Raw genomic sequence first — 22273 nt, 5'->3', positions numbered from 1 at the left:
ACGTATCAGGGTAAACAAGCAGGGCGAAGGATACACAGATGGCGACATTGCAAATAGCGTTAACCGTGGCGGGGCTGGACCCGCAACCGTTCGTGGTGGTGGACTACCAAGGGGACGAGTGCCTCTCTCACCAAGCTGGCCTGAATGGCAACCCGGTGTATGGGTTCCAGTATGAGGTGGCCTTGGCGAGCCGCCATACCGACATCACGCCAGAGCAAGTGGTCGACAAGCCGGTGCAGCTGACACTGTGGCGCAATGGCGAGCTGGTCAAACGGGTGCAGGGTATCGCTAGTGCCTTTAGCCAAGGTGACATTGGTCATCACTTTACCCGCTACCGCTTAACCTTGGTGCCCGCCCTGTATCGCCTGTCGCTTCGCCAAAACAGTCGTACCTTCCAGCACCAAACCGTGCCGACTATTCTAGAAACCCTGCTCACGGAAATGGGGGTAACGGAGGTTAGCTTCTCGCTAACCCGTGATTATGCCGAGCGTGAATACTGTGTCCAGCACCGTGAAAGTGACTTGGCGTTCTTCCACCGCTTAGCGGCAGAAGAAGGCTTGGTGTATCACCATGAGCACGATGCCGACACCCATACCCTGGTGGTGACCGATGCGCCCGACAGCTTGCCCCAGCTTGAGAGTCCGGTGCCCTATAATGCTGTCAGCGGCGGTCGTACCGATACCCCGTATATCTATGGGCTGACACGCCACACCGCGGCACGCCCTAGTCACACGGCCTTAAAGGACTACAGCTTTAAAAAGCCAAGCTACAGTTTTCAACAAGCGGCGCAAGCTGATGGCATTGATTACCAGCGTACCGACAGCTACGAGCACTTTGACTTCCCGGGCCGTTTTAAAGACGATGCCACTGGACAGGCGTTTAACCAAACCCGCTTAGAGTACTTACGCCGTGAGGCCGAGCATGCCAACGGCCAAAGCAATGAACCCGCATTACGRGCSGGCTATCGCTTTACCATCAGCGACCAYCTGGATGAGRGCGTGAACCAAGCGTGGCAAGTGGTGCGRGTGCATCACCAAGGCAGCCAACCGCAAGCACTGGAAGAAGAGGGCGGCCAAGGCGCCACCACCTACAACAACCAGTTTATGCTTATTCCTGCCATCACCCCGTGGCGCGCGACGCCGACGCCTAAACCTCAAGTGGATGGCCCCATGATAGGCACCGTGGTGGGACCGGATGGCGAAGAAATCTTCTGTGATGAACACGGGCGGGTGAAAGTCCACTTTCCATGGGACCGTTATTCCAACGGCGATGACAAAAGCAGCTGCTGGATACGGGTGGCCCAAGGCTGGGCAGGCAGCCAATACGGCATGATGGCCATTCCCCGCATTGGNCACCGTGGTGGGACCGGATGGCGAAGAAATCTTCTGTGATGAACACGGGCGGGTGAAAGTCCACTTTCCATGGGACCGTTATTCCAACGGCGATGACAAAAGCAGCTGCTGGATACGGGTGGCCCAAGGCTGGGCAGGCAGCCAATACGGCATGATGGCCATTCCCCGCATTGGTCATGAAGTGATTGTGTCCTTCTTACACGGTGACCCGGACCAGCCGATTATCACCGGCCGCACCTATCATGCCACCAATGTGCCGCCTTATACCTTACCGGCACACAAAACCAAGACGGTTTGGCGCAGTGAAAGTCATCAAGGCGAGGGTTACAACGAGCTCACGTTCGAAGACCAATCGGGCAGTGAGCAAGTGTATTTACACGCGCAAAAAGACTGGCACACCGAGGTAGAAAACGACCGCGTGACCGAGATAGGTCATGATAACCACCATCAGGTACACAACGACCAGTTTCATCGTGTGATGGGCAATGCGCATCATACCGTGGAGGGAGAGAGTCGCACCCGTATTGGTGGCAACCACTCCAATCTCGTCAAAGCCAGTGAGCACTATAAAGTCGGTAAAGTTCATGCTGTAGATGCCGGGAGTGATATTCACCTAAAAACCGGCGCCAAACTGGTGATCGAAGCCGGTGCAGAAGTTACCTTAAGTGCCGGCGGTAGCTTTGTGAAAGTGGATGCGGCTGGCGTGCATGCTTCTGGTGCCGCGGTGAACTTAAACTCAGGCGGCAGCGCGGGCAGTGGCCCAGGCTTTAATGGCCAAATGGCCAAGCGTCCAAAAACCATTGATGCCTTAGCCGATCCCGAAGCCGCGCCACTCCCCGATATCCAAGCGGTTGATGTAATGACCACATCAGAAACACAGCAAGGGGCGCCGACGCCATCGTGGGCGCCGAGAGCAGACGATACGCCATCATTGGCGCCTAAACGTCAAGTAGAAGCGCTAAAGGGACAATCTCCTTTATGTGAGGAGTGCGAGAAGTGATGACTATTTTGGCGCATAGCAATCTTTTCGATAGCGTCCCTGACATGCAGCCGCAAGAGGGTCATCGTTTGTATTTGATGGTCGATGGTGGACAAATTGAAGACATGGCGCAGCAACTATATGGCTTGGAAGGAGAGTTAGACATTATGCCTGTCTATACGCAACCGCCTTATGACCAGCTGCTCGCGGTTTCCCCCTTTATCGTACGATTGACCGACGCAGTGTGGGCATGGTTTACCTCGCTCAATCAACCTACCGCCGGATATGTATTCGCGTCTTCACAGCCCGGGCTTGACGCAGCACATCAGTTACGGGATTTCATTCAAGTGCTGTCACCCTATGGCAGTAAGGTGTTCTTAAAGCTGGCGCACAGTGAATGCATTGATGCGTTGCTATCTAGTGATTTTGGTGGTTTTTGGTCCTTAATGTCTGCACTTTGGCTGCCGACGCGTGAAGGTTGGCAAGTTTATCATGCCCCTGAGTCGGCCAAATCAGTCTCGTTGCCCTATCAGCTCTCCGACCCTCAATGGAGCGCACTTGGTAAGGTGGTTTGGCGTAATCAGATACAAAGCCTTAAGCAACATATGCAAACTTACTTTCCTGAGCGTCTTACCTCTCAGTCAGATCCTGACCAATGGGTACAGACGTGGGCAGACACTGCCTATCAGCAAGGATTTCATACCGGGCAAGACCTGACGCAATTTTTCAATGTGTTAGGTTTTGTAGGTGAGCAAGCGCTTGATGCATCTGTGCATCCCGATATAAGCAATATTGTTCTCAATCCATCGGCACTGACGCCCTCTCAGCGCATCGAGCAAGCGGCCTTATTGGCAAAACACGAATCAGAACAAGCCGAGTCTCACTTATCGAACCAGCAGGAGCAGCTATGAGTGACCCAATCTCAGCGGCCAAATGTGCCAACAATCAAGATAGCCGCGACCCAACCGGACCGTGTCCTTTAAAAGGTGGCAGCGTTGGTTTTGTTCCTGTGCGTTATGCGTTCGACAATGGCTATGATCAAGACGATTACACACCAATATTTGCTTTACCTAAAAAGTGGCAAGGTGAAGCGTGGATCGAGGCAGAGTATAGCCAGCGCACATTGCGCCAACTAAGGGACGGTTGGCTGTATGTCTACGACCAAGACGCGGAGCGTCTCGATGAATACCAAGTGTCTGGTACCAAACTCATTAAAAAGCTGAATGATGACAGCGATGGCGAAACATCAAGCCGTTTAAACTATCCGGTTAAACACACGGTCTATCTTGCGTTTTCGCATCTACGCTGGACGGCACGCCTAAAAACGCTGATGCAAGAAAAGGGTCAGCTACGCAGTGCGTGGATGCGAGAGCTCGATCTTGATTATTATCGCGAGAACATGGCGCATCCACACACCGGCAGTTTAAAGCAACTCGGACAAAGTGTGATTGATATTGGCGAGGAGTCCGCGCCGACTGGGTTATTTGCAAGTACGTGTACACCGCTTGATGAAATCGATGATGTAGAAACCGATGAACAAGACGATCAACAACACCAACACGTTGCACAAAAGCCAGGTAGCACGGTCACTGACTACAAGGTGGACTTGGATAAACCCAATGAAGGCTTTTTTATTGCGCTGGATGATAGGTTGGCCGATGTGTCTGATTTGTTCTTGCCTTTATCTCAAGAAGTAGCGCGACAGAGTGTTATTTTAAAAGACGAAGAGAACATGCATAAGCTCCAAATGGCTGAGCTGACGCGAATGCTAGCAGGCGTGAAATTAGAGCAAGACGAAGTACCCAGCTCAGTGAAGGGTGACCCCATCAGAGAGTTGGCATTCGAGCGCCATGTTATTGACTATCTTGCGACACAACGGCTTGCTGACCAAGAGCGAGCGGCTTTAGAAAGTAATCCCAATGTCGCGACTGTGCCGATGACGTCACTGCAAGAAGAGGCCTTAAATAAAGGGGCGCTTCTTGAGGAGCAATACGATTACCAACTCACTGAAGAGCAAACACAGCGCTGGTCTATGTTCAGCGATGAAGTGGATTGGGAAGCGCTAGAGGCATTTCTCTCGGACCATTACAACCAATTACAAGGCCTTGATGCGCGCATCGCCACTCGCTACAAAGACTTTATGCATGGCCTTAAAGAATTACGCACCGATCCAGCCATTGTGGGTGTAGACAATCAAGACACGGATCATTTGGTGTATCTGCTGAGCTTAGTGAGTCAATATTTGGTTGGCGTAAAACACGCGATAAACAATGAGGAAGCACAGGCTGAACTGAATAAAGTTCTGGACTTTGATCAGCCTGATAATCTCTTGGCGCTGGCGTCAGTGGGATTCTCAAAAGACAATTGGCAAGCACTGAATGATGAAGTGCAGAAGATTGAGCAGCATTTTCTCTCCTCTAATAAGCTAGGAGACATGTTGGCTCTGTCAGGTGCAATTGACAGTTGGAATGGGTTTACGGGCGATGTTCGTATCCTAGAGAAGGAATGGTTTAAATCGCTTGCAGAGCCTGTTAGAAAAAGTTTTGCTGCGTTGCAGCATGCGACATCAGGTGCGGCAGAACAGACGTGGCGAGCGATAACCAACCTGTTGTTTCCTAGCCAAATGAATACCACGAATAGCCCTGCAGGCATGATCAGTAATTTACGGCTAGTGATATTGGAGGCAATCGTTAATCCAGAAGCAATTGTCGTACACAACCCAGACTATCCGGCGCAAGTTTCAGCATGGCAGCGAAAGATGAATGCCGAAGTTGCAATAATTACACGGATCAGCCAACCACCGGTGGGGCAACCGACTCCCAAAAATCATCAGATTCAAACCATGCATGCCGCTCAGCAGAGGTTGCAGAAGCTGTTGAGTAGTGAGTTACCTCAAATGGTAACGCTAAAGCATCAAGCGGCGAATGATGCAGCGAAAAAAATGCTCAATCAAGCCATTGAGCGCATCTGGCAAAAAGGTACACAAGCTGCTCAAACATCGTGGAATAAGCTCGGTAAAATGGGAGGCATACTTGCGATCCTCAATATTTGGAATAGCGCATCAGTCTTACATAATATTCGTTATAAAGCNTGCTCAATCAAGCCATTGAGCGCATCTGGCAAAAAGGTACACAAGCTGCTCAAACATCGTGGAATAAGCTCGGTAAAATGGGAGGCATACTTGCGATCCTCAATATTTGGAATAGCGCATCAGTCTTACATAATATTCGTTATAAAGCCGAGCAGCACCCAGAGACTAGCTTATGGGCAAACCCAGCACTAAGAGAAGCGACCTACTCGACCGCCTATGCGGTTTCTCAGGTTGCAGGGCTCTGGCGCGATGCGGCATGGAAAAAAATGATCGCCGATGAAAAGCTCTTACAAATAAGCTTGAACAAAGCTTTGGATATTTCTACTGCCTCAAAGGCGGCCACGTTGAAAACCTTTGCTAAAACCACCGCGACGGTTTCTTTGTTTGGTTTTATCGCGGCAGGCATAGAGACATGGGATAGTGGTGAAAAAGCATGGGATTCAGACCATGCCCCAATGGAAAGGTTTGGTTATGGCCTAAAAGGTCTATCGACAACCGCTCAAGTGTTCGTATTTTCTATGCAAATTAGGGCAACATATTATAACTTCAGGGGTACAAGGGTTATAGGTACCATGCTCTCTCGCTGGATGCTGACTACGCTCATGGTTGCTGGTATTGTGTATATGATTGCTGTTATGGTCATAAATGCCTTTAAGCGCTCTGAGCTTGAGAAATGGCTACGTCATTCTCACTGGGGGAAAGATTCAAAGCAATGGGATCCCATTGATGAATTAACTTCCTTAGAATACATAATTCACAAGCCTCAAGCTAAACTGATTCCAGTTCTTAATCGTCGTCCCTCCCAATGGATGGATTCGGGTAGTGAGCAGTGGCAACTAGAATTAATATTTCCTGCGTTTACTCGAGATACAAAAATTGGTTTACAAATCACCCGCAAACCCAAGGACAAAAACTATCACTATCGTCTCGCTGAGCCGCAATCTGCAGTGGTAGTCAATGAGCAAGGTGGTACATGGAGCACAGATGAGGCTTCAGGAAGTCCTATCTACCGACTAAATATGGGTGGTACCACTGACGATACGGTGGCGGTACTCATCAGTATGCCGTTTGCTTGGCAAGCCTCAGAAGATGAGATGCTCGGCTACGTGGCTATTGGTAATAATCAAGGTGACTTACTCGTTACTCCAGCACCGAAAGACAAAGAACTTGCGAAACGTACTATTGAAGTGAGAGTAAATGAATGAGCTATAAAGAATATATAGAGCCTCCAAAAGAAAAAATCTATAATGAAAAAATAGTGCATTCTTGGGAATATAAAGGAGCCGGTTTCAAATATAATAATTTGTTAGATTGGATTTGGTCTATTTCATTCGCAGTGCTATTCCTACTTTTTCTTTGGTCTGTCATTGATGAACTGACTGTTGATACGCCTGAGTTTTGGGTGTTGTTTTTTTTCATGGCAATGATGGTGTTGGTGTCAAGGTACCTTCTCTCTCCTGATAAACACTACTGTTATCACTTGACCTCACTAGGTATTTACTACACAGAAAAAGACATGATCCCCGATGTTGCCTATCAGGTAGTACGTGGCTTTGCATGGGCGGGTATTGTGGTCTGCATTATAGCCGCGTTTATGCTCGGTCCTTTTGCCTTTGTTGGGGCCGGTGGTTTTGCACTGATGTCGTTTGGGATGACGAATTTCCGCCCTACGATTAATAAGCATTCTACATTGATTTGTGAGCGTACGGTTGTGTTTGATTTAGAGAATGATGGTGTATTGTCATTCGCCATCCCCGAGAAAGGTGCGTATGCTTACTATGGTGATATATTCACCAATACACTCGACCAAAAGCAAGAACTGCTTTCTACATTACGTTCACTTTTCCCTAGTATCGAGTTCGTAAAGATAAAAAGGCTGAAAGATCAGTATAAACACCCTGTTTATCAGCAAGAAGAAGAGAAAGCAGCCGAATAACTCACTTCAATTCGGAGAAAACTAATGACACGCACCATTGAAGTGAGAGTTAATTAAATGACGTCTAATAAGAAAACCGAAGTGCTAAAAGAGCAATTGTATAAGAGTAAAGTTGAATATTATTGGGAGTTTTCTGGTATTGCTGGAAAGCATTCTAGTCTTATTAGATTGTTTATTGCTCTCTTTATTGGCTTATTTCTGCCTGTATTCTTGATGGTCGTTGAGGACACTCCGATATGGAGCTCTGGTTCTTTGTTTTGTTTTACATTAGCAACCATGGGTTTTTTAATGACGAGATATCTCTTTTTTCCTGACAAGCACCGTTGTTATTATCTAACCTCTTTGGGTATTCATTATACAGAAAAAGACATGATCCCCGATGTTGCTTATCAGATCGTGCGTGGTTTTGCGTGGGTGGGCATCGTGGTCTGTGTTATTGCCGTATTTGTTCTCGGTCCTCTCGCATTTGTTGGGGCAGGTGGTTTTGCGTTGATGTCGCTTGGGATGACGAATTTTCGGCCAAATGTAAATCACTCTTATATCTTGATTTCTGAGCGTACGGTTGTGTTTGATTTAGAGAACGATGGGGTACTGTCACTTGAAGCTGCAGAGCAGGATGTGCATGCCTATGGTGGGAATGTATTCACCACGACACTCGACCAAAAGCAAGAACTACTTTCTACATTACGTTCACTTTTTCCTAGTATCGAGTTCGTGAAGATAAAAAGGTTGAAAGACCAGTATAAACATCCTGTCTATCAGCAAGAAGAAGAGAAAGCGGCTCAGTAGTATGACCTACAACACCGAGCAACTGCAGCTACAACCCGCTAAAACACCGCACGGTTTTTTRCAGCAGCTACTCACTAAGGGGACAGTGTTTCCCTTTACCAAAGCAAATGACACCATTGCTTTATCACTTGCTCGAGAAACATTACCATCTAAAATAAAAGAGACAGAAGGAAATGAAAAGCCTTCATTCTGGACCGAAGAAAGCTTAGATAGTGAATCTTTATCAGGCTGGTCTCAACTATACTTTTTAATGGTGGGGCTGGCAAAAATACTATTGATTTTGTTTTTGCCATTGTTTTACTTGATCTTTCTTTTTCCATTATTATTCAGTCATGGAAGTTGGGGTGAAAGATGGGATGACTTATCAGCTGTTTTTTATGGCCTGACCCTTTATTTTACGCTTCCTTGCTTATTTATATGGGGTCACTATAAACTGGTATGTAAAGGCTACTATTTCTTAGCACCTTTTTTGAAAAGCAAACGTGTATATAGCTTAAACCGTCAAACAGGGATGGTGACGCTGTATAAGCGTGGCAATAAAGTGCGCTTTACGCATCCTTTTATTGAATTTGACTGTGTGTTGATGTCAGCACCGAGTCCACAAGGTCACCTGAACTACAATTTGATGTTAGTTCATCGCTATCAGCCTTACTCTGTGGGTGTACCTATTAGTAATTTAATTGGCACCAACGAGCGAGTGGTGGAGTACCAGCGCTTGTGGAATATGATCCAGCGTTACATGGATGTGAGTCAACCGATGCCAGATCTTTTGGTGCTAGAAGAAGCTCGAGCCAAAGACCCTGTAACCGCTGCTCATGATCAACAGACTGGCCGCGACCCGCGTTACTGGCGAGATATGAGCGATGAAACCTACAAGAAGACCCTAGCGGAAATAGCCGAACAACAAAAAACATTGCCTGCGACCGGTCCAAAGATCAATATCTTTGCAGATAGCTGATATGACCTACAACACCGAGCAACTATCTCTACAACCCACAAAACCACCGCACGGCCTTTTACAGCGGCTACTAACCAAAGGGCAAGTGTTCCCCTTTACCAAGGCAAATGACACCATTGCTCTATCTTTGGCGGGAGAGATTACGCCCTCTTATCTTAAGGAGATAGAGGGCGACAATAAGTCGTTATACTGGAATGAAGAAAGATTGAATAGTGAAGCATTATCCGGCTGGTCTCAGTTTTATACATTTTTATTAACTATGACAAAAATACTATTGATTTTGTTTTTGCCATTGTTTTACTTGATCTTTCTTTTTCCATTATTATTCAGTCATGGAAGTTGGGGTGAAAGATGGGATGACTTATCAGCTGTTTTTTATGGCCTGACCCTTTATTTTACGCTTCCTTGTTTGCTTATATGGGGGCACTACAAGTTGGTATGTAAAGGCTATTATTTCCTAGCCCCTTTCTTAAAAAGCAAACGTGTATATAGCTTAAACCGTCAAACAGGGATGGTGACGCTGTATAAGCGTGGCAATAAAGTGCGCTTTACGCATCCTTTTATCGAATTTGACTGTGTGTTGATGTCGGCACCGAGTCCGCAAGGCCACCTAAACTATAACTTAATGCTAGTTCATCGCTATCAGCCTTACTCTGTGGGAGTGCCTATTAGTAATTTAATTGGCACCAACGAGCGTGTGGTGGAGTACCAGCGTCTTTGGAATATGATCCAGCGTTACATGGATGTGAGTCAACCGGTGCCAGATCTGTTGGTATTAGAAGAAGCTCGAGCCAAAGACCCTGTAACCGCTGCTCATGATCAGCAGACTGGCCGTGACCCGCGTTACTGGCGAGATATGAGCGATGAAACCTACAAGAAGACGCTAGCGGAAATAGCCGAAAAACAAAAAACATCGCCCGCTACCGGTCCAAAAATCAATATCTTTGCAGATAGCTGATATGGCCTACAACACTGAGCAACTGCAGCTACAATCCGCTAAACCATCGCACGGTTTTTTGCAACGGCTACTGACCAAAGGGCAAGTGTTCCCCTTTACCGAGGCAAATGACACCATTGCTTTATCACTTGCTCGAGAAACAATGCCGCGACAGAGTGTTATTTTAAAAGACGAAGAGAACATGCATAAGCTCCAAATGGCTGAGCTGACGCGAATGCTAGCAGGCGTGAAATTAGAGCAAGACGAAGTACCCAGCTCAGTGAAGGGTGACCCTATCAGAGAGTTGGCATTTGAGCGCCATGTCATTGACTATCTTGCGACACAACGGCTTGCTGACCAAGAGCGAGCTGCGTTAGAAAGTAATCCTAATGTTGCGACTGTGCCGATGACGCCACTGCAAGAAGAGGCGTTAAATAAAGGGGCGCTTCTTGAGGAACAATACGATTACCAACTCACTGAAGAGCAAAAACAGCGCTGGTCTATGTTCAGCGATGAAGTGGATTGGGAAGCGCTAGAGGCATTTCTCTCGGATCATTACAACCAATTACAAGGCCTTGATGCGCGCATCGCCACTCGCTACAAAGACTTTATGCATGGCCTTAAACAATTAAGCACCGAACCAGCCATTGTGGGTGTAGACAATCAAGACACCGATCATTTGGTATATCTGCTGAGCTTAGTGAGTCAATATTTGGTTGGCGTAAAACACGCGATAAACAATGAGGAAGCACAGGCTGAACTGAATAAAGTTCTGGACTTTGATCAGCCTGATAATCTCTTGGCGCTGGCGTCAGTGGGATTCTCAAAAGACAATTGGCAAGCACTGAATGATGAAGTGCAGAAGATTGAGCATCATTTTATCGGCTTAGATAAACCGGGAGACATGTTGGCACTGTTTAGTGCGATTGCTAACTATGATGGATTCACGGGCGATGTTCGTATCCAAGAGAAGGAATGGTTTAAATCGCTTTCAGAGCCTGTGAAAAAAAGCTTTGCTGCGTTGCAGCATGCGACATCAGGTGCGGCAGAACAGACGTGGCGAGCGATAACCAACCTGTTGTTTCCTAGCCAAATGAATACCGCGCATAGCCCTGCAGGCATGATCAGTAATTTACGGTTAGTGATATTGGAGGCAATCGTTAATCCAGAAGCAATTGTCGCACACAACCCAGACTATCCGGCGCAAGTTTCGGCATGGCAGCGAAAGGTGAATGCCGAAGTGGCGATGATTACACGGATCAGCCAACCTCCGGTAGGGCAACCGACCCCTAAAAATCACCAGATTAAGTCCATGCATGCAGCTCAGCAAAGGCTGCAGAAGCTATTGAGTAGTGAGTTACCTCAAATGGTAACGCTAAAGCATCAAGCGGCGAATGATGCAGCGAAAAAAATGCTCAATCAAGCCATTGAGCGCATCTGGCAAAAAGGCACACAAGCTGCTCAAACATCGTGGAATAAGCTCGGTAAAATGGGAGGCATACTTGCGATCCTCAATATTTGGAATAGCGCATCAGTTTTGCATAATATTCGCTATAAAGCCGAACAGCATCCAGAGACTAGCTTTTGGGCAAACCCAGCACTAAGAGAAGCGACCTACTCGACCGCCTATGCGGTTTCCCAGATTGCAGGACTTTGGCGCGATGTGGCATGGAAAAAAATCGTCAAAGATGGAACACTACTTGAACTAAGCCTTCGTGAAGCAATAGACGAACAAGGTAAGTTAAAAGGAGCCACTCTAAAGACCTTTGCTAAAACCACTGCAATGGTGTCGTTATTTGGCTTGTTAGCAACGGGGCTAGAAACGTGGGAAAGTGGTGAAAAAGTATTGAATTCAGACCATGCCCCAATGGAAAGATTTGGTTATGGCCTAAAAGGTCTAGCGACAACTGCTCAAGTCTTCGTATTTTCTATGCAAATTAGGGCAACATATTATAACTTCAGGGGTACAAGGGTTATAGGTACTATGCTTTCTCGCTGGATGCTGACTACGCTTATGGTTGCTGGTATTGTGTATATGATTGCTGTTATGGTCATAAATGCCTTTAAGCGCTCTGAGCTTGAGAAATGGCTACGTCATTCCCTCTGGGGTAAAGATTCAAAGCAATGGGATCCCATTGATGAATTAACTTCCTTAGAACACATAATTAACAAGCCGCAAGCTAAACTGATTCCAGTTCTTAATCGTCGCCCTTCACAATGGATGGATCCAGGCAGTGAGCAATGGCAATTAGAATTAACCCTGCCTGCGTTTACTCGGGATACAAAAATTGGTTTACAAATCACCCGCAAGCCCAAAGCTAAAAGCTATCGCTACCGTAATGCTGATCCCCAGCCAGCCGTAATGGTTAATGAGGAGCAAGGAAGTTGGAGTAAAGACAAAGCATCAGGAAGTCCTATCTACCGATTAAATATCGGTGGTAGCACTGACGATACTGTGGCAGTACTCGTGAGTATGCCGTTTGCTTGGCAAGCATCAGAAGATGAGACGCTGGGCTATGTGGCTATTGGCAATAACCGAGGTGACTTACTCGTTACTCCAGCTCCGAAAGACAAAGAACTTGCKAAACGTACTATTGAAGTGAGCGTAGATGTATGAGCTATAAAGAACGTATAGAGCCTCTAAAAGAAAAAATCTATAATGAAAAAATAGTGCATTCTTGGGAATATAAAGGAGCCGGTTTYAAATATAATAATTTGTTAGATTGGATTTGGTCTATTTCATTCGCAGTGCTATTTCTACTTTTTCTTTGGTCTGTCATTGACGAGCTGACTGTTGATACGCCTGAGTTTTGGGTGTTGTTTTTTTTCATGGCAATGATGGTGTTGGTGTCAAGGTACCTTCTCTCACCTGATAAACACTACTGTTATCACTTAACGTCTCTGGGTATTCATTACACAGAAAAAGACATGATCCCCGATGTTGCCTATCAGGTGGTGCGTGGGTTTTCATGGGTGGGTATCGTGGTCTGTATTATTGCCGTGTTTGTGCTCGGTCCTCTTGCGTTTGTTGGGGCCGGTGGGTTTGCGCTGATGTCGTTTGGGATGACGAATTTTCGTCCTGATGTAAACCACTCTTATATATTGATGGACGAACGAACTATTTTGTTTGATCTGATTAACGATAATGTGCTTTCTTTCACGATTCCAGAGAAAGAAAATCTTGAATATAAACGTCGTGTATATACTCAAACGTATGAAGAAAAACTCACCGTTATAAATCACTTATATACTCTTTTCCCTAATCTAGAAGTTATCAAAATCAATAGGGCAAGAGATCAATATAAACATTCTATCTATCAGCAAGAAGAAGAGAGCGCTGCCGAATAGGATGATTTTTAACAGCTCACTTCAATTCGGGAAGAGTGAATGATGCGTACCATTGGATTGAGAATTGAGTAATATCGAAACTATAGATCCCATTGAAAAGAGACTCTATGAGGCGGAAACCGTCCACTATTGGGAGCATAAAGGATGGGGAGGAAAATACGAATACCTATGGCGCTGGGTAGTCGCGATATTTGTTAACTATTCAATATTTGTTTTTTTATGGTTGGTACTTGATGGTTTTACAGTAGATAGACCCTTTTTTTGGGTGGTTTTTGCGTTCATGACGATGATGACGTTGATAACAAGATACCTATTTACGCCTGACAAGCATCGCTGTTATCACTTAACGTCTCTGGGTATTCATTACACAGAAAAAGACATGATCCCCGATGTTGCCTATCAGGTAGTACGTGGTTTTGCGTGGGTGGGTATTGTGGTTTGTATTATTGCTGCGTTTATGCTCGGTCCTCTTGCCTTTGTTGGGGCCGGTGGTTTTGCGCTGATGTCGTTTGGGATGACGAATTTTCGTCCTAATGTAAATCACTCTTATATCTTGATTTCTGAGCGTACGGTTGTGTTTGACTTAGAGAATGATGGGGTGCTGTCATTCGAAGCTGCAGAGCAGGATGTGCATGCTTACGGTGGCGATATATACACCATGACAATCGACCAAAAGCAAGAACTACTTTCTACATTACGCTCACTTTTTCCTCGTATCGAGTTCGTGAAGATAAAAAGGTTGAAGGAACAGTATAAACACCCTGTTTATCAGCAAGAAGAAGAGAAAGCGACCGAGTAGTATAGCTTTTATGTCGGGCTTATTCTCGCTTTTACAATTAACCATTTTCACCAAAGGTATTTAATGCTTGCTCTGCACTCATTGGTTTGAAGTGGTAGAACCCTTGAATTTCATCGACGCGCCATACATTCACAATGCGTAATTGAGAGGCGGTTTCGACGCCTTCTGCAACGGTGGTCATTCCCAACTCTTGCGCCATGTTGATGATGCTGCGGACCAAGGTTTTGGCCTTTTCATTGGTTTCAATTTCGCTCATATACGATTTATCCAATTTGACGATATCGAGCGGGAAATTACATAAAGAACTGAATGACGAGTAGCCGGTTCCAAAGTCATCGAGAGCCAGTTGTACGCCTAACGCTTTTAACGCATGCATTCGTTTGATGGTTTCTTTATCGGCACCTAGCAGAATACTTTCCGTTACTTCGAGTACCAGTTGCCCCGGGGCAAGCTGATAGCGATTGATCAAGCGTTTTAGATTGTCCACTAATCGTCTCGCGCCAAAGTGGGGACTGGAAAGGTTCACGTGGATGGTCAGACGATGTTGTGATTTTTTACGCCAATGCTGCTGTAATTGTTGTAAGAATGCGCAAGCTTTTTCGAGAACAACCTCATCCAACTCAATGATTAACTTGTGTTTTTCTGCCAAAGGAACAAAAACACCTGGTGAGACTAAACCGAGTGAGGGGTGATGCCATCGTGCCAGTGCTTCAAAGCCAATCACTTGGTTGGATGTGGCGTTGACAATGGGTTGGAAGTAGGCGGTGAACTCATTGTTTTTTAACGCAGAGACAAGGTTGCGATTGATCACCAAGGTTTCTTGCGCTGCCTGTGCGATATGTTCGTCAACGATCTCCACGCGGTATTTACTACCGGTACGTGCTTGTTCAATAGCGTAAAAACCGCAATGTACCAAGGTTTCAAAGTGCTGGAACTGCAGGTGTGGGCCGATCAGCGCGCCTTTCAAGCCAATATCAAACTCGGCATCGGTCAGTGCAATATGGTTATCACTGGCTTTGAGGGCAAGACAGGCATGAGCCTCAAGGTCACGCTCATTGCTTTTGTCGGTAAAGACAATGAACTCGTTTTCGCTTAATCGGCCTATGGTGGCACCAACAAACTGTCCTTTTAAGGTATCGGCAATGTGTTTCACCATGCTGTCATAGGCATGATGGCCATAAATCTCGTAGATCTCTCTCAGCCGTGTGGCAATAAAATAAAGTGCGAATACACCGGTTTGGTTTGCCAATGCCGCGTTCAACGCTTCTGTTGTTGATGGGCGATTGAGTAAGCCAGATAGGGTGTCATAGTGTGATAAGGTTTCAATCAGCTCTGCTTGTTGTTTTTGTTGGCTAATGTCTTTTACGGAAAGCATCAGCGAGCTGTTTTCTCCGTCATCGAGCCTGACTGCCTCAATAGCACAAGGCAGAGTATTTCCTTTATAGCAGCGCAGGGCCGTCTCAAAGTGAGTCACATCGCGGGAGCTTTGGTGATAGAGGGAGGTAAGACGCGCGAGTGTGCTCTCATCGTTACGGCAGAGTTCACGAATGGATAAACTGGTAATTTGTTCTCGTTCGTACCCCAATAATTCCAATAGTGCTTGATTGACATCGATAATTTGATCATCCATTAAGATAATCATTCCCAAGTGCTGGCTGTGGTACAAGGCATCGAAGCGCGACAGCGTTTCCTTGAGTTGGCGTTCTGTTTTTGATGACGCGTGCGCTAGCGCCTTAATTTGCTCGGTAATATGGGTGAATGTATCTTTGCGTATGTGCGGTAACGGGCCGTCGCCGAGGAGGGCACTGATATCGCGCTCAAAGGAAATAAACTGTTTCGCGATTTTCCGGCGATAGAGTATAAAAACGAGTACGCTAATCAGTGATGTGATAGCGAGCATCGTCATGATCAAGTACCGGAATACTTGCCTACCTTTTTGATAGTAACGCCGCTGTTCGGTGGTTTTCAGGGTCGCGATAATCTGGTTATTTAAGTCGTACAAAGGGGTGTAGCGAGTCAGCTTGGTGTCGGTACGAACAATATGCTCGCTGGTTTCAATTTGTTTCAGAATTGCACCTTCAAGCAGGCTGTTGTCGCCGGTAAGGATGTTCTCATAGGCTGATGGAAAACGTCCGGTGAGCGCTTGGCCCCATACCATCCAACCCACCGCTGGCGCTGTGCCTGAACTATCACGAATGGGGTTGAGGCTGATCACCCAAAGGCGATTATCTATCTCTAACAGGCCGGAAAGTGGCGTCAGGGCATCATCGGGCAGCGATTGCGAAATATGCTCACGGATAGCGGCTGATTGATAAATGCGTTGGATAAACTCACGTTCATCATCGTTATTGAGCACCCGAGCCTCCACCACGCGACCGTCTAAATCAGCAAAACCCATCATACTCAACCCGAGTGAAATCAGTGTATCGGCCTCGAGATTGCGGCTGGCATATTGTGTATTCCCGTTGGTGAGTAGCGTATAGGTGTCATCCCAATAGGCCCAATCGACGGCGTACTCAACTTGATTATCAACCACGCGTTGGATAACGGCTTTTGCCTGCTGGTTGGCACGGGTTATCTCTATGTCTTCTAAATGGTTAATACCAAACAAAAAGAAATAGCGAGTCACTAATAAGCTGCTAAAGATGATCCCAACAATACCGAGAAGGAAAATCAGTGCGGCTTTGCTGTGTAGGGTGACAAACAACGTACGTGCCATGCAAAAACCTAATATAAAAGCGAGGAGTGGCGATCTGCCGTCCATAGAAAATAGGCAAGGGTTAAGGAATGATCAATAAAGCAAGGAGATATCGCCCACACTCTGGGACTTTACAGTGTAAATATTCACCTCTTGGTGACACTGTCACATTTTAGTCTTATGTGAATAAGGGAAGAGTCCGTGGGGAGATAAGAATGAAGATTGGAGAGAGAAATACCTCGCCCTGAATCATGGAAAGCGTTCAGAGCGAGGTAACGTGCCGAGATGGCGAGCGCTTAATGGGTTGACGATTCAAGCTGCCAGCTGTGATTGACCGCTTGGTTATCACGTTTCGGCGCTTGGATAGTAAAGGCAATGCATAGCGAGAGCGCGATCATCACCAGCATGACACTGAACGCGGCGACAAAGCCACCAAATAGCGCTGCAATGACAGAGCCCATAAAGCTGCCCACACCAAAGCCAAGATAAATAAACCCGTAGTTCTGGCTGAGGTGATTCATACCAAAATAGTCGCTGACTAAGGTTGGGAAGACCGTAATTGCGCCACCAAAGCTGAATGCGACACAAGCAACTGATAGATAGAAACTGTATTGGTCAAGTGGCATAAAGCGGAGCATGCCGACACCGGCGGCGCAGACTAACAGCGCTAAGCCAACCACTTTGCTGCGCGCCATGCGGTCAGACAGCACACCCAGCACCAGACGGCCGCCTAGATTGGCCAGTGCGATAATGGCAACCGCTTCCGCAGCGGTGGCAGCATCAAGGTGGACATAAAGTTCACCCACATCTTTAGCGACGCCAATGACATAAAGCCCACTCATACAAATCGTGACGAATACTGTGGCAAGCAGCCAAAACTGTGGCGTTTTAAAACACTCAGAGAGCGTGTAATCGGCAGGTGCATCAGTCTCAGATGTGTTTGTACCTGCTTTTTGTTGTGGTGCATCGTGCATCAGTGCGCCGCCAATCACGACCATGACACAGGCCAGAACCGCCCACATTTGAAAGCTGAGTGCTGCACCGCCTGCGGCTAAAAAGTATAGATTGATGTATTTAAAACCTAAGCTGCCTAACCCATAAGCGCCAATGGCACAAGCTGATGCAAGCCCTTTGTTTTTTGGAAAAAAGCGTACGCAATTGGAGAGCGTCATGAGGTAGCCAGTACCGTCAGCCAAGCCAATCAGAAGGCCGGCGGTAAGATAAAGTAGCCATAGTTGGCCGACGACAGAGGTTAGTGCGAGGCTGGCGCCAAGCAATAAGCCTGCGCCGATAGTTACACGGCGCACACCAAAGCGTGCTTGCAGATGGCCGGAAACGGAAGACGCTAACGCCAGTGCCAGTGTCATAATACCAAAGGTGAAAGCCACTTGGCTGACAGGCTCGTTAAGTTGGGCTGCAAGGGGAGCATTAAACAGGCTCCATGTATAGACAGAGCCAAGTGCAAATTGGGCTAATACAGTGCCAAGCAGGGTTTTCATGCCGGGGGATAAACGTGCGTTCATGGTAACGCTCCAGGGTTTTATCTATTGGGAACACCCCCAAGATACGACCCTGAATCCCCACATCAAGAGTAGGTGAAAAAGATAAAATGAGCTGCAGTTAGCGGGCATGAACTGCAGCGAGATGGCATGAATTACAACTGCATTCGTTCGCGAAACGCCTTCAGATTGCTGCGACTAACCAGCACGGGATGAGGAATACCGGGAAGAAAAACGTGGTAAGTGCTGTTTAAGCCCGGTGCAATCTCGGTGATTTTATCTAAGTTAACGCAGTAAGAGCGGTGGCAACGGAAAAAGTTGGCTGGCAATTGTGTCATCAATTCACTGATGGTGTAGGGCACATAGAACTCGCCATCTGGGGTATATACCAAGGTGGTCTTTTCGTTGGCCGCGGCGTAAAGAATGTCGGCGGTATCGGTAATACGGATCCGGTTATCGCGCATTAAATGCAAGGTATGGCGTTGCTCTGTTAGGGTATCAGCAGGAGTAGCTGCGATAGCAAGCTTGTCGAGCACGCCTTTCACGCGCGTTTCATTGAGCGGCTTAAGCAAGTAATCAAATGCCTCAAGCTCAAATGCATCTGCTGCATGCTCTTTGTACGCGGTGGTAAAAATCACAAAGGGCGGGCGTGCATCCGCGTGTAAACTGCGCGCCAGCAACATGCCATCAATGGAGGGGATGTTGATATCTAAAAACAGCACATCCACTTTATGGATCTGCAGATATTTAAGCGCTGCTAACCCATCATCAAAACTCTCGGTGATAGTAATAGCACTGTGCTTTTCAATGAGGTATCTCAACTCTTCTTGAGCAAGATATTCGTCTTCAACAATGACAGCGCGCATTATGCCTCCTTGTTTTCGACTGTAAATGATACCCGCGTTCCTGGCTGAAGTGGCTCGACGGTGAGGCCTCGACCATAGAGTAAGATCAAGCGCTGATGAACGTTCATCAAGCCAATATGATGGCTGTCGATGGTGCCATGATAAAGCTGTTCAACGATATTTGGGTCGATGCCCACGCCGGTATCTGTAATGCTAATTTCTGCGCCGCGTTCAATCGCCCGCACTGCAATGGTGACATCACAAGGACGGCGAGAAGGTTGAAAACCGTGGCGAATGGCGTTTTCTACCAGCGGTTGTATCAGTAAAGGCGCAATATTAATGTCGGTTGTTTCAATATCAAAGTGAACGGAAAGTTTGTCACCAAAACGAGCCTGCTCTATTGCCACATAATCTTTGACTTGCTTGATGGCATCCGTAATAGGGATGAGATCTTGTGTGCGCTCTAAATTGTAACGCATAAAGTCGGCTAGATTGGCAATCAAGCCACGGGCGTCATCCGGACGCAACCGGATCAAGCTGGAGATTGCGTTGAGAGCGTTGAACAAAAAATGTGGGTTAATTTTACTTTGTAGCGCGGCAAATTCGGCTTTACTGGCCATTTCTTTGAGCTTTTGTATACGCGCCACTTCCATCTGGGTTGAAATCAATTGCGATAAACCAATTGCCATTTCTTGCATCGGGCGACGAATACGGTGAGGTTGACGATAAAAAACCTTTAAGGTCCCGGTGACGACGCTATTTTCCCAAAGTGGAATGATCAACAAAGAGCGAAAGTCATGCACGTTGAGATCATTGCTGATGATTTGCTCACCGGTTTTTACCGCTTGCTGAGTCAGGCGACTAATTTGGTGGTGGGCATCAATATATTGCTCCTCACCAATGCCAACATACGCCAACACATCGGCGGTACCGGTAATGGCAACCGCATCGGCACCGGTGTCTTTACGAATAATACTGCACGCTTTGGTTAAGCCTCGCGTTTCACCGCGTCGAAAGTAAGGCAACGTACGGTTAGCGATATCCAGCGCTTGTTTGGCTTGCTGGGCGGCGAGGTGTTCTTTTTCATCATCGATGTACTGTACCAGTTGGATGATCAGGCCAATACAGACGGTACCCGCAATCATCGGAAAGCTAATGGTCGCGACAATATGTTGGGCCAGAGCTTGGTCACTCGCCAGTAAAAGAATCAGCAACATGGTCAGCGATTCACAGATCATTCCCGCTAAAATGCCGTAACGAGCATAGTGCTGTTTATCGGCGCGATAATGGATCAGGGCAGACAGGCACCCAGCAATAATGCTGGCGATCAAACAGGCTTGTGAGGTTGGTCCGTCAATATCAATCAGGTAGCGGTGAATACCTGAGACGACGCCTGCTGTCACACCTACCCAAGGGCCAAACAAAATGCCCCCAGCGACGATGGCGATGATTCGCACGTTAACCAGTGATCCATCTACATTGACACCTGTGTAGGTGCTGAACAATGCAAACAACACAAACAAGGCGGCAATCAGCGCCGTTTCCATCGGATGGCGCTGGGTTTTCTGCACAATGGTTTGGATCAGGTGGGTGCGAGTGAGCCAAAACAGCGCCATAAGGAGAAGGGCGGCGCGTTCAAACACAGCCAGCAACATTAAAAATTGGTCGTTGTACATAATCGAGCGAGGCAATGAGCAAAGAGGCGGCAGTATACACCCTTCGTCATGCCATCGATACTGACCTAGCGCAAGCATCATGGTGTACAAGCAGGCGAAAATAACACAAGTGCCTTACCATGATGCACACTTTCGCGCGCTATTCGACCGTAACGCTGCGTAAAATAAAGGCGCTTTGATAAACCATGGCGTCGGTTTTAGGCGCTTGATGATAACCTTTTGCAATTACCATGATGGTGGTTTCGCTGGTGGTGGAGGTATTGCCGTAGCCGTAATCCCACTTCTTATCTTTACGCTCGCTATATGTGGCGTGGCTGCCTTTATTGTCAACGTGTAGCTGCTCGTCACTTAAGGTGAAGTATGGATAGCCAGCGTTTTGTGCCAGCTCTGCGGCTTTGCGCAGGGCGTATTTATGGGCAATGGCCCGGTCGGTAAAGTCATTACCCACAAAACTGATGTGCCACGTGTCTTCGCTCACCGCTATCACATCAAAGCCCATGCCGAATGACCAAAAGTTCTTCTCGGTTGAGTAAGGCGTTGCACAACCGGCCAACAGCAACACTGACAAGAAGAACCAACCGCGAGTTTTCATAGTAACTCCAAGATGATTGAGAAAGGCGCGTATCATAGTGCGTGAGACACATACCGACTAGCGGAATTTTGTATGACTCTGTCAGCGGTTTGTCAGCCGAAAAAAAACCGACGCCTTGATGGCGTCGGTTTGCATGTTACGTATCGAATTCGACAGGCGCGAAAGTCGATTACTTACGGCGGCAGAACTCCGCAATCACAAACATGGTTTGGCCGTTTACTTTACCCTGTACATGGGTCGGATCGTCGGTCAAGTTAATGCCACGGATCACGGTGCCTTGTTTGATCACTTGGCTTGAGCCTTTAACAGGCAAATCTTTAATCACGGTCACGTCGTCGCCTTTTTGCAGAGCGACACCGTTAGCGTCCAGCACTTTGACTTCTTCGATATCTTGCCCCGTTTCTGCCCACTTACGGACATCGTCTTCCATGTACATCATGTCGAGATTATCTTGTGCCCAGTTTTCGCTAGAGAGACGAGAAAGTTGGCGATAGGCAACCACTTGAACCGCAGGCTCTTGGCTCCACATGCTGTCGCTTAGACAACGCCAGTGGTTCACGTCCATGTTTTCCGGGTTGTTAAGCTGATCATGACAAGTGCCACAGACCAATACGCAGCTGTTGGCTGTGGTGTCTGGCGAGTACGGGACTTCATACACAGAGAGGTTGTCTTGGCTGGTGCAAAGTTCACATTGGCCGCCACTGCGTGCCTGAAGCGTTTGTTCAATACTCATGTTTTATCTCACAACGGGCAGGGAGGTCCCTGCATTAACAA

16 protein-coding genes and 2 pseudogenes are annotated in these 22273 nt (G+C 47.1%); 12 read left to right on the top strand and 6 right to left on the bottom strand.

What is annotated here, in order from left to right:
* Positions 1–38 precede the first annotated feature (38 nt).
* From tssI to BZJ18_RS11655, 12 genes and pseudogenes are all read left to right on the top strand, one after another.
* A pseudogene (tssI, locus tag BZJ18_RS11710) lies at positions 39–1331 on the top strand (type VI secretion system tip protein TssI/VgrG); the annotation flags it as partial.
* 10 nt (positions 1332–1341) lie between these two features.
* Positions 1342–2352: pseudogene (locus BZJ18_RS11705) on the top strand (type VI secretion system Vgr family protein); the annotation flags it as partial.
* Positions 2352–3242 (top strand): DUF4123 domain-containing protein, encoded by an 891-nt coding sequence (locus tag BZJ18_RS11700; protein ID WP_077456930.1) that lies wholly within the window; start codon positions 2352–2354, stop codon positions 3240–3242. The pseudogene BZJ18_RS11705 and the gene BZJ18_RS11700, both read left to right, overlap by 1 nt.
* Positions 3239–5614: a toxin VasX gene (locus BZJ18_RS17730; protein WP_077456928.1), complete on the top strand. Its 2376-nt coding sequence runs from the start codon at positions 3239–3241 to the stop codon at positions 5612–5614. Before BZJ18_RS11700 ends, BZJ18_RS17730 begins: the two co-directional genes overlap by 4 nt.
* The gene (locus tag BZJ18_RS11690) at positions 5500–6627 is read left to right on the top strand and encodes a hypothetical protein (protein WP_131825286.1); all 1128 of its coding nucleotides are present in this window, start codon (positions 5500–5502) and stop codon (positions 6625–6627) included. Before BZJ18_RS17730 ends, BZJ18_RS11690 begins: the two co-directional genes overlap by 115 nt.
* The gene (locus BZJ18_RS11685) at positions 6624–7358 is read left to right on the top strand and encodes a hypothetical protein (protein WP_077456924.1); all 735 of its coding nucleotides are present in this window, start codon (positions 6624–6626) and stop codon (positions 7356–7358) included. Before BZJ18_RS11690 ends, BZJ18_RS11685 begins: the two co-directional genes overlap by 4 nt.
* A 57-nt stretch (positions 7359–7415) precedes the next feature.
* Entirely contained in the window at positions 7416–8147 is a 732-nt protein-coding gene (locus BZJ18_RS11680; protein ID WP_077456922.1) for a hypothetical protein, read from the top strand.
* Between the two features lies 1 nt (position 8148).
* A complete protein-coding gene (locus BZJ18_RS11675) occupies positions 8149–9105 on the top strand; it encodes a hypothetical protein (RefSeq protein WP_077456920.1) in 957 nt (318 codons plus the stop codon).
* 1 nt (position 9106) lies between these two features.
* Entirely contained in the window at positions 9107–10063 is a 957-nt protein-coding gene (locus tag BZJ18_RS11670) for a hypothetical protein (RefSeq protein ID WP_077456918.1), read from the top strand.
* Between the two features lies 1 nt (position 10064).
* Entirely contained in the window at positions 10065–12659 is a 2595-nt protein-coding gene (locus tag BZJ18_RS11665; RefSeq protein ID WP_077456916.1) for a hypothetical protein, read from the top strand.
* On the top strand, positions 12656–13390 hold the full coding sequence (locus tag BZJ18_RS11660) for a hypothetical protein (protein WP_077456914.1): 735 nt from the start codon (positions 12656–12658) through the stop codon (positions 13388–13390). Before BZJ18_RS11665 ends, BZJ18_RS11660 begins: the two co-directional genes overlap by 4 nt.
* A gap of 64 nt (positions 13391–13454) precedes the next feature.
* Positions 13455–14189 (top strand): hypothetical protein, encoded by a 735-nt coding sequence (locus BZJ18_RS11655; protein WP_077456912.1) that lies wholly within the window; start codon positions 13455–13457, stop codon positions 14187–14189.
* Positions 14190–14226: 37 nt separating this feature from the next.
* Here BZJ18_RS11655 and BZJ18_RS11650 read toward each other — a convergent pair whose 3' ends face one another.
* From BZJ18_RS11650 to BZJ18_RS11625, 6 genes are all read right to left on the bottom strand, one after another.
* Positions 14227–16908 carry an EAL domain-containing protein gene (locus BZJ18_RS11650; protein ID WP_198532234.1) on the bottom strand — a complete coding sequence of 894 codons (2682 nt, stop codon included), beginning with the start codon at positions 16906–16908 and terminating at the stop codon, positions 14227–14229.
* Positions 16909–17183: 275 nt separating this feature from the next.
* Positions 17184–18410, bottom strand: a complete 1227-nt coding sequence (locus tag BZJ18_RS11645; protein WP_077456908.1) for an OFA family MFS transporter — start codon at positions 18408–18410, stop codon at positions 17184–17186.
* 131 nt (positions 18411–18541) lie between these two features.
* Complete coding sequence (locus BZJ18_RS11640) at positions 18542–19255, bottom strand: LytR/AlgR family response regulator transcription factor (protein ID WP_274532562.1); 714 nt, start codon at positions 19253–19255, stop codon at positions 18542–18544.
* Positions 19252–20907, bottom strand: a complete 1656-nt coding sequence (locus BZJ18_RS11635; protein ID WP_077456952.1) for a LytS/YhcK type 5TM receptor domain-containing protein — start codon at positions 20905–20907, stop codon at positions 19252–19254. The genes BZJ18_RS11640 and BZJ18_RS11635 overlap by 4 nt, the downstream gene beginning before the upstream one ends.
* 139 nt (positions 20908–21046) lie before the next feature.
* Positions 21047–21499: a CC0125/CC1285 family lipoprotein gene (locus BZJ18_RS11630; RefSeq protein ID WP_069586932.1), complete on the bottom strand. Its 453-nt coding sequence runs from the start codon at positions 21497–21499 to the stop codon at positions 21047–21049.
* Positions 21500–21668: 169 nt separating this feature from the next.
* Positions 21669–22232, bottom strand: coding sequence for a PhnA domain-containing protein (locus BZJ18_RS11625; RefSeq protein ID WP_077456904.1), 564 nt, complete (start codon positions 22230–22232; stop codon positions 21669–21671).
* Positions 22233–22273 lie beyond the last annotated feature (41 nt).

The organism is Salinivibrio sp. IB872, assembly GCF_001995345.1.
Lineage (GTDB): Bacteria > Pseudomonadota > Gammaproteobacteria > Enterobacterales > Vibrionaceae > Salinivibrio > Salinivibrio proteolyticus.
The sequence above is the reverse complement of the archived record's forward strand: the minus strand, read 5'-3'. Positions and strand labels throughout refer to the sequence as shown.

Coding starts and splice junctions, on each gene's coding strand:
- BZJ18_RS11700 (WP_077456930.1), top strand. CDS start 2,352: ATGACTATTTTGGCGCATAGCAATCTTTTCGATAGCGTCCCTGACATG.
- BZJ18_RS11690 (WP_131825286.1), top strand. CDS start 5,500: ATGGGAGGCATACTTGCGATCCTCAATATTTGGAATAGCGCATCAGTC.
- BZJ18_RS11685 (WP_077456924.1), top strand. CDS start 6,624: ATGAGCTATAAAGAATATATAGAGCCTCCAAAAGAAAAAATCTATAAT.
- BZJ18_RS11680 (WP_077456922.1), top strand. CDS start 7,416: ATGACGTCTAATAAGAAAACCGAAGTGCTAAAAGAGCAATTGTATAAG.
- BZJ18_RS11670 (WP_077456918.1), top strand. CDS start 9,107: ATGACCTACAACACCGAGCAACTATCTCTACAACCCACAAAACCACCG.
- BZJ18_RS11650 (WP_198532234.1), bottom strand. CDS start 16,908: ATGGCACGTACGTTGTTTGTCACCCTACACAGCAAAGCCGCACTGATT.
- BZJ18_RS11645 (WP_077456908.1), bottom strand. CDS start 18,410: ATGAACGCACGTTTATCCCCCGGCATGAAAACCCTGCTTGGCACTGTA.
- BZJ18_RS11635 (WP_077456952.1), bottom strand. CDS start 20,907: ATGTACAACGACCAATTTTTAATGTTGCTGGCTGTGTTTGAACGCGCC.
- BZJ18_RS11630 (WP_069586932.1), bottom strand. CDS start 21,499: ATGAAAACTCGCGGTTGGTTCTTCTTGTCAGTGTTGCTGTTGGCCGGT.
- BZJ18_RS11625 (WP_077456904.1), bottom strand. CDS start 22,232: ATGAGTATTGAACAAACGCTTCAGGCACGCAGTGGCGGCCAATGTGAA.